The organism is Actinotalea ferrariae (genome assembly GCF_019733465.1).
In the GTDB taxonomy this organism is placed as follows: Bacteria; Actinomycetota; Actinomycetes; order Actinomycetales; family Cellulomonadaceae; genus Actinotalea; species Actinotalea ferrariae_A.
Genome location: NZ_JACVQL010000283.1, coordinates 1 through 8,168 on the forward strand (window position 1 = coordinate 1; position 8,168 = coordinate 8,168).

An 8,168-nucleotide genomic window follows, 5' to 3' on the forward strand; every position below is an offset into this window, starting at 1 on the left:
GTGCCGCACCGCCGCCCTCGTCACCGCACGGTCCGTCGGCCGCCCCGCCGCAGGCGCCGTCGGCCGCCCCGTCGGCCGTCCCCTCCACGATGCCGCCGCGGGCCGAGGCGGAGCTGCTGCTGCAGCGCTTCCGCGACGACCTGCGTGCGGACCTCCGCCGGGCCGACCGTCACGGCGGCGTCGCACCCCTCACGGTCGAGACGCTGCGCACGGTGCTCGACAGCGCCCGGAGCGCCGTCCGCGCGACCCTGCCGCGCTGACCCTGCCCCCCGACTCCTGGCGCCTGCCGCGCGGGTGGGCGAGCGGGCCTCCGCCGGTCAGACGGCGTCGTCGGGCAGACCCAGCCAGCGGTGCCAGCCGGTGTGCAGCACGAGCCAGGCCATGAGCCCGTAGCCGGCCTGACCGGGCGTGCGCCCGTCGCCGCTCGCGAGGTCGGCGTGCCACTGCTCGTGCCGTGCGAGCGGCGCGAACGTCTCGACGTACGGCACGCGCCGTCGGGCGGCGACGTCGGCGAACGCGGCGGACAGCTCGGCCTGGCGGTCGGCGTCGAGGTGGGTGGCCGGCGGCGGACCGACGACGAAGGCGCGGAGCCGCATCGAGTCGGCCACGTCGAGGATGTTGGCGAGGTTGAGGCGGCTGCGCGCGAGCGACAGACCGGCCTCGAGGTCGGCGCGGCCGAGGCCGACGACCAGGTGGTGGTTGCCCTCGGCGGGCGGCGGGCCGAACCGCGGTGCGGTCTCGGCCTGCCACCGGCCTGAGAGGGCCGTCGTGGTCTCCTGCGGCACGGCGAGCGTGAGCACGTGCGGCGGGGGGTCCAGCGGGGTGCGGGCGACCACGCGCCCCACCCAGCCGAGCGCCTTCGGGTCGCCGGTCCCGGCGACGAGCTCGTCGCCGATCACGCAGATGCGCCGAGCGGGGTCCACCACGTCCTCCTTGCAGGTCGATGCCTGCACAGTGTGGCGGAGTCGGCCCGGCTGGGGGCGGCGACGCGCGGCCGAGCCGGGTCCGAGGAGGGTCCGGGCGCGGGTCGACGCGTGCTCAGTGCGCCGCGGCGCCCCACCGGCCGTCGTGGTCGACGAGGTCGCCGGGGCGCGATGCGGGCGGCGGGCGGTGCCCGTACCCGTCGGTGAGGACGGACCGCACCACGACGACGACGAGCGCGGCGAGGAGGAGGAGGGCTGCGACTGCGAGGAGAGTGCTCATGGCAGAAAGTGTGGCCTCCGCCACATGCTGCCACGAGTGGCAGATCGGCCACAGTTCATCGACTTCCTGCCACATCGATGGCACACTGCTCGCATGCTTCGTTCCGTCGCCGCGATCGTCCTGCCGGGGGTCGCCCCGTTCGAGCTCGGGGTGGTGTGCGAGATCTTCGGGATCGACCGCACCGACACCGGCGGGCCCGCCTTCGACTTCGCGGTGTGCACGCCCGAGCCGGGGACCATCCCGACGAAGCTCGGCATGGAGCTCGTCGTCCACGAGGGTCTCGACCGCGCAGCCACGGCCGATCTCGTGGTCATGACGGCGTTCAGCGTCGACCGCGAGGTGCCCGAGGCGGTCCTCGAGGCGCTCCGCGACGCCGAGCGCCGCGGCGCCTGGATCCTCAGCGTGTGCAGCGGCGCGTTCGCGCTCGCGCAGGCGGGCGTCCTCGACGGCCGCCGGTGCACGACGCACTGGATGTACACCGACCGGCTCGCCGCCGCATACCCGCAGCTCCAGGTCGATCCCGCCGTCCTCTACGTCGAGGACGGCCGGGTCGTGACCAGCGCCGGCACGGCCGCGGGGATCGACGCGGGGCTCCACCTCGTCCGCCGCGAGCTCGGGGCCACGGCCGCCGCTGCGATCGCCCGGCGGATGGTCGTGCCGCCGCACCGGGACGGCGGGCAGGCGCAGTACATCGACAGCGCCGTCCCCGTCACGGAGGGCGAGCTGGCCCCCCTGCTCGCGTGGATCAGCGAGCACCTCGACGAGGAGATCACCGTGCCCGCGCTCGCGCGGCGCGCGCGGATGTCCGAGCGCACGTTCGCGCGTCGCTTCCGCGCCGAGACCGGCACGACGCCCGCGCTGTGGACGGCGCGCCAGCGCCTGCTGCGTGCGCAGGAGCTGCTCGAGGAGACCGACCTCCCGGTCGAGGAGGTCGGCCGGCGTGCCGGGTTCGGCGGCGCGGCAGGGCTGCGCCACCACTTCGGCCGCGAGCTGGGCACGAGCCCCGCGGCCTACCGACGCACGTTCGGGACCGACGCCGCCTGCGGGCGCGCATCCTGAGGGCTGCCAGGACGCGGGCCTCGCCGCCCGCCCCGCCCGGACGTGCTCACCTGCGCGAGAGCGCGTCGGCGATCCGGGCCGTGCCGTAGTCGAACGCACGGTCGACGTCGCCGCCGAGACCGAACGCGCCGGCGATCTCCATCGCGATGAAGCCGCTCGCCCAGGCCGTGATGGTGCGCGCCGCCTCGAGGGCGTCGTCGGGTCCGGCGAGCTCGGTGGCGATCCTCAGCACGGGCGCGACGGCGAGCAGGGCGACGTCGGGGCCGGGCCGCGTCGAGGGAGGGCCGGGCGAGAAGATCAGCCGGAAGGCCCCGGGCCGGTCCTTCCCGAACGTGCGCAGCGCGGCGGCCGCGGCGTGCAGCGCACCGCGAGGCTCGCTGTCCTCGGGTGCGGCAGCGGCGAGCAGCGCGATGAGGTCCCCGACGGCCGCCTCGGCCACGAGCCGCACGAGCGCGTCGCGACCGTCCACGTGCTTGTAGAGCGACGGCGGCCGCACACCCACGCGCGCCGCGACCGACTGCATGGTGAGGCCGTGCAGGCCTTCGGCCTCGAGCGTCTCGGCGGCGGCGCGCACGATCGCTGCGCGGGACGTGCGGCTGGGTGCGGGCACGGCGGTCCTGTCGTCGGCGAGGCTATTGACGTTAGCCATCAAGGCTAGGTACGTTAGCCATCCTGGCACACCCCGTCGGAGGGCACCACCGTGAGGCTCGCACCGTCCCTGCACCGCATCGGCGACGACGTCGTCGCCGCCTACCTGGTCGTCGTGCCCGACGGCGTCCTCGTCGTCGACGCCGGCCTCTCGGGCCACTGGCGCGAGCTCGTGTCCGAGCTGGCGGCCGTGGGCAGGACGCTCGACGACGTCCGCGGCGTCGTGCTGACCCACGGGGACACCGACCACCTGGGCTTCGCCGAGCGGCTGCGGCGCGACCACGGCGTCCCCGTCCACGTCCACGCGGCGGACGCCGCGCGCGCCCGCGGCGAGGAGCGCACGAAGCCGACGTGGGGGCAGTGGCGCCCCGTCCCGACCGCGCGCTTCCTCGTCCACGCCGCCCGTCGCGGCGGGTTGCGCACCGAGTACCTCACGCACGTCCACGAGGTGCACGACGGCGACGTGCTCGACCTCCCCGGCTCGCCGCGCGTCGTCGGGCTGCCGGGGCACTCGCCCGGCAGCATCGCCGTGCACGTGCCCGTGGTCGACGCCGTCTTCGTGGGGGACGCCCTCACCACGCGCCACGTGCTCACGGGCCGACGTGGCCCGCAGCCCGCACCGTTCACGGACGAGCCCGACCTGGCGCTCGACTCGCTCGACCGGCTCGCGGCGCTCGACGCGACGTGGGTGCTGCCCGGGCACGGCGCGCCGTGGAGCGGTGGGACCGCCGCCGTCGCGGACGAGGTCAGGGCCGCAGCCCGGTGACCCGGCCGGCGCCGTCGCTATCGTGCCGCAGGTGACCACGCCCGACGACGACCGCCGGTACGAGCCCTACGTCCGCCCCGTCGCGCCGTCCGTCCGTCGCACCGCGGAGACGTGGGTCTGGCAGGACCGGTCGGTGCACCTCGAGCACGTCGGGGACCCGGAAGCGCCGGTGCGGATGCTCCTGGTCCACGGTGCCGGGGGCAACGCGGCGGCCATGTGGCCGTTCGCGGCGCACCTGTCCCAGGCCGGCGCCTACGTCACCGTGCTGGACCTGCCCGGCTACGGCCGCACGCGGGGGAAGGACACCACGATCACGTACGCCGACTGGCGGCGCGTGCTGGTCGACGCCGCGGCGAGGATCGACGACGGCCGACCGCTCGTCCTGCTCGGCGCGAGCCTGGGCGGCATGCTCGCGCTCGACACGGCCGCGTCGAGCGGGCGCGGTGACCTGGTGATCGCCACGTGCCTGCTCGACGTGGGCAGGTCCGAGGTGCGGGCTGCGCTCGTCCGCGCGCGATGGATGGCCCGCATCGCGCTGCCGGCGGCGCGGCTCGTCGTCGGCCCGCTCCGACGCCTGCGCGTCCCCGTCCGCTGGCTCGCGCCGATGCAGGCCATCTCGAACGACCCGGCTCTGCGCGCGGAGGTGCTCCGTGACCCGCGCGGGGGCGGGGGCTCCATGCCGCTCGGCTGGTTCAGGACGCTCCTCGAGAGCGGACCGGCCGTCCCGCCCGAGGAGTACGCCGGGCCGCCCGTGCTGCTGACCCACCCCGCGTGCGACCGGTGGACGCCCACCCACATCAGTGCCCAGTTCCTGCGACGGCTCCCGGTCCGCACCCGACTCGTCGAGCTCGAGGGCTGCGGCCACTTCCCCGTCGAGGAGCCGGGCTTCGAGCAGCTCCTCGGGACGGTCGTCAGCGAGGTCCGCGGACTCGCCCGCGACAGGCGCGCCGACCCGACCTGAGCCGCGAACGCGTCGGGCCCCGGCCGCTGTGCGACCGGGGCCCGACGACGTCCTGCGCGTGCCGCGCTCAGCGCGCGAAGGCCTCCTCGACCAGCGCGGCCTGCTCGCTCGCGTGCTTCTTGCTCGAGCCGGCGGCCGGGGACGCCGACGCCGGGCGCGAGACGCGGCGCACGGACCGGCCGAGCACCTCGTCGAGCTGGGGCGCGAGGAACGTCCACGCGCCCTGGTTGGCCGGCTCCTCCTGGACCCAGAGCACCTCGGCGTCGCCGAACGGGCGCACGGCCTCGACCACGCCCGGGACGTCGAGCGGGTAGAGCTGCTCGAGCCGGACGATGGCGGTGCGGTCGTCGCCCGCCTTGACCCGCTGCGCGAGGAGGTCGTAGTAGACCTTGCCCGAGCACAGCAGCACGCGGTCGACCCGGCTCGCGTCGCCCAGGTGCTCCTCGGGCACGACCGGGCGGAACGTGCCGGACGTGAAGTCCTCGACCGCCGAGGCGGCGGCCTTGAGCCGCAGCATCGACTTGGGCGTCGCCACGACGAGCGGACGACGCGGCCGGTCGTAGGCCTGCCGACGGAGCAGGTGGAAGTACGACGCGGGCGTGCTCGGCGCCGCCACCGTCATGTTGTCCTCGGCGCAGAGCTGCAGGAAGCGCTCGATCCGAGCCGACGAGTGGTCCGGTCCCTGGCCCTCGAAGCCGTGGGGGAGCAGCAGCACGACCGAGGACCGCTGGCCCCACTTCTGCTCGGCGGAGGAGATGAACTCGTCGATGATGGTCTGCGCACCGTTGACGAAGTCGCCGAACTGCGCCTCCCAGAGGACGAGCGCGTCGGGCCGCTCGACCGAGTAGCCGTACTCGAAGCCCATCGCGGCGAACTCCGAGAGCGACGAGTCGTAGACCCAGAACTTGGCCTGGTCGCTCGACAGGTAGACGAGCGGCGTCCACTCCGCCCCCGTCCGCCGGTCGTGCAGCACGGCGTGGCGCTGGACGAACGTGCCGCGGCGCGAGTCCTGCCCGGCGAGGCGCACGGGCGTGCCCTCGAGCAGCAGCGACCCGAAGGCCAGCAGCTCGCCGTAGCCCCAGTCGATGCCGCCCTCGCGGGACATCTGCTCGCGCTTGGCGAGGAGCTGCTCGAGCTTCGGGTGCACCGTGAAGCCGGCGGGCGGCCGGACGTGCGCGCGCCCGATGCGCTCGAGCACCTCGGGGTCGACGGCGGTGCGCCAGCCGACCATCGTGCCGGCGTCCTCGAGCTGGGACTCGGGGCGCTCGAGGCCGGCGACCGGCTCCGTCGACGCGGGCGGCGTGTACGCGCCCTCGCGCGTCTCGGTGAAGACGCGCTCGAGCTGGTTCTGGTAGTCCTGCAGCACCTGCGCGGCCTCGTCGACCGTGATGTCGCCGCGGCTCACGAGCGCCTCGGTGTAGAGCTTGCGCGCCGAGCGCTTGCCCTCGATGAGGTTGTACATGAGCGGCTGCGTCATCGAGGGGTCGTCGCCCTCGTTGTGACCGCGCCGGCGGTAGCAGATCATGTCGATGATCACGTCGCGGTCGAACTGCTCGCGGAACTCGAACGCGAGCTCGGCGACGCGCACGCACGCCTCCGGGTCGTCGCCGTTGACGTGGAACACGGGCACCTGGAGGCCCTTGGCGACGTCGGTCGCGTACTGCGACGAGCGCGACGACGACGGGCCGGTGGTGAAGCCCACCTGGTTGTTGACGATGACGTGGACCGTGCCGCCCGTGCGGTAGCCGCGCAGCTGCGCCAGGTTCAGCGTCTCGACCACGACGCCCTGGCCCGCGAAGGCGGCGTCGCCGTGGATGAGGATCGGCAGCACGGAGAAGCCGTCGCCGCCGAGGTCGATCCGGTCCTGCTTGGCCCGGACGATGCCCTCGAGCACCGGGTCGACCGCCTCGAGGTGGGACGGGTTGGCGGCGAGGTACACCTTGGTGGTCGCGCCCGACTCGGCCGTGAACGTGCCCTCGGTGCCGAGGTGGTACTTGACGTCGCCCGAGCCCTGGACGCTCTTCGGGTCCTGGTTGCCCTCGAACTCCTTGAAGATCTGCCCGTAGCTCTTGCCCGCGAGGTTGGCGAGCACGTTGAGCCGCCCGCGGTGCGACATCCCGATGCAGACCTCGTCGAGGCCGTTCTCGGCCGCGCGCGACAGCACGGCGTCGAGCAGCGGGATGAGCGCCTCGCCGCCCTCGAGCGAGAACCGCTTCTGGCCGACGAACTTGGTCTGCAGGAAGGTCTCGAACGCCTCGGCCGCGTTGAGCCGGCGCAGGATCCGCAGCTGGTCCTCGCGCGGGGTGCGGGCGTAGCCCGACTCGAGCCGCTCCTGCAGCCAGCGGCGCTGCCGCGGGTCCTGCAGGTGCATGTACTCGATGCCGATCGTGCGGCAGTACGAGTCGCGCAGCAGGCCGAGGATGTCGCGCAGCTTCGCCTTGGGCTTGCCCGTGAAGCCGGCCGTGGGGAAGACCCGGTCCAGGTCCCACAGCGTCAGGCCGTGGTTCTGGATGTCCAGGTCGGGGTGCTTGCGCTGGCGGTAGGCCAGCGGGTCCGTCTCGGCGAGCAGGTGCCCGCGCGAGCGGTACGCGTGGATGAGCTCCGCGATCCGCGCGGGCTTCGCGAGCTCGGTGTCGTGGTCCACCGTGTTGTCGCGGACCCAGCGGACCGGCTCGTACGGCACGCGCATCGCGGTGAAGACGCGCTCGTAGAAGCCGCCCTCGCCGAGCAGCTTGGCGGAGACGATGCGCAGGAAGTCGCCCGACTGGGCGCCCTGGATGATGCGGTGGTCGTACGTCGAGGTCAGCGTGAGCACCTTGGAGATGCCGAGCCGCGCGAGCTGCTCGTCGGACGCGCCCTGGAACTCCGCCGGGTAGTCCATGGCGCCGACGCCGACGATGGTGCCCTGACCGGCCATGAGGCGCGGCACGGAGTGCACCGTCCCGATGGTGCCCGGGTTGGTCAGCGAGATCGTCGTGCCGGCGAAGTCCTCGACCGCGAGCTTGTTCTGGCGCGCACGCCGCACGAGGTCCTCGTACGCGGCCACGAACTGGCCGAAGTCCATCCGGTCGGCGTTCTTGATCGAGGGGACCAGGAGCTGCCGCGTGCCGTCCGGCTTCGCCAGGTCGATCGCGAGGCCGAAGTTCACGGCGCCGGGCTGGACGATCCCGGGCTTGCCGTCGACCTGGGTGTACGACGCGTTCATCGCGGGCATGTCGGCGAGCGCCTCGACGACGGCCCAGCCGATGAGGTGCGTGAACGAGACCTTGCCGCCGCGGCTGCGCGCGAGGTGGTTGTTGATGACGATGCGGTTGTCGACCATGAGCTTGGCCGGCACCGCGCGCACCGAGGTCGCCGTCGGCACCTCGAGGCTCGACTCCATGTTCGTGACGACCCGCGCGGCGGGCCCGCGGAGCCTGGTGACCGTCGGCTCCGGGGCTGCCTCCGGCTCGCTCGGCCGCTCGGCCGCGACCTCGGCGTACGGCGCCGTCGCGGGGGTGGCCGCGGCCACGGGCACGGGCGGCGCGTCGG

General features: G+C 74.2%; 7 protein-coding genes and 1 pseudogene. 4 read left to right on the forward strand and 4 right to left on the reverse strand.

Annotated elements, in window-relative coordinates; all coding sequences use genetic code 11:
• Positions 1 to 260, forward strand: a pseudogene (locus tag ICW40_RS21200) (hypothetical protein); the annotation flags it as partial.
• A gap of 57 nt (positions 261 to 317) precedes the next feature.
• Here the strand turns inward: ICW40_RS21200 and ICW40_RS17895 are convergent.
• Entirely contained in the window at positions 318 to 926 is a 609-nt protein-coding gene (locus tag ICW40_RS17895) for a GDSL-type esterase/lipase family protein (protein ID WP_221655357.1), read from the reverse strand.
• Positions 927 to 1,038: 112 nt separating this feature from the next.
• Positions 1,039 to 1,203 (reverse strand): hypothetical protein, encoded by a 165-nt coding sequence (locus tag ICW40_RS17900; RefSeq protein WP_221655358.1) that lies wholly within the window; start codon positions 1,201 to 1,203, stop codon positions 1,039 to 1,041.
• Between the two features lie 93 nt (positions 1,204 to 1,296).
• Between ICW40_RS17900 and ICW40_RS17905 the strand changes: the two genes are divergently transcribed.
• Positions 1,297 to 2,262: a helix-turn-helix domain-containing protein gene (locus ICW40_RS17905; protein ID WP_221655359.1), complete on the forward strand. Its 966-nt coding sequence runs from the start codon at positions 1,297 to 1,299 to the stop codon at positions 2,260 to 2,262.
• Positions 2,263 to 2,308: 46 nt separating this feature from the next.
• Here the strand turns inward: ICW40_RS17905 and ICW40_RS17910 are convergent, their stop codons facing one another.
• Positions 2,309 to 2,911, reverse strand: a complete 603-nt coding sequence (locus tag ICW40_RS17910; RefSeq protein WP_260459415.1) for a TetR/AcrR family transcriptional regulator — start codon at positions 2,909 to 2,911, stop codon at positions 2,309 to 2,311.
• 51 nt (positions 2,912 to 2,962) lie between these two features.
• On the opposite strand from ICW40_RS17910, the gene ICW40_RS17915 reads away from it, so the two are divergent.
• Positions 2,963 to 3,676, forward strand: coding sequence for an MBL fold metallo-hydrolase (locus ICW40_RS17915; protein WP_221655360.1), 714 nt, complete (start codon positions 2,963 to 2,965; stop codon positions 3,674 to 3,676).
• Positions 3,677 to 3,707: 31 nt separating this feature from the next.
• Positions 3,708 to 4,637 (forward strand): alpha/beta hydrolase, encoded by a 930-nt coding sequence (locus ICW40_RS17920; protein WP_221655361.1) that lies wholly within the window; start codon positions 3,708 to 3,710, stop codon positions 4,635 to 4,637.
• 67 nt (positions 4,638 to 4,704) lie between these two features.
• Here the strand turns inward: ICW40_RS17920 and ICW40_RS17925 are convergent.
• The coding region (locus tag ICW40_RS17925) for a multifunctional oxoglutarate decarboxylase/oxoglutarate dehydrogenase thiamine pyrophosphate-binding subunit/dihydrolipoyllysine-residue succinyltransferase subunit (RefSeq protein ID WP_221655362.1) at positions 4,705 to 8,168 on the reverse strand (3,464 nt) is incomplete at its 5' end.

Excerpts from the sequence above, each read along its gene's own strand:
- ICW40_RS17900 (WP_221655358.1), bottom strand. The coding sequence starts at position 1,203 with ATGAGCACTCTCCTCGCAGTCGCAGCCCTCCTCCTCCTCGCCGCGCTC.
- ICW40_RS17905 (WP_221655359.1), top strand. The coding sequence starts at position 1,297 with ATGCTTCGTTCCGTCGCCGCGATCGTCCTGCCGGGGGTCGCCCCGTTC.
- ICW40_RS17910 (WP_260459415.1), bottom strand. The coding sequence starts at position 2,911 with ATGGCTAACGTCAATAGCCTCGCCGACGACAGGACCGCCGTGCCCGCA.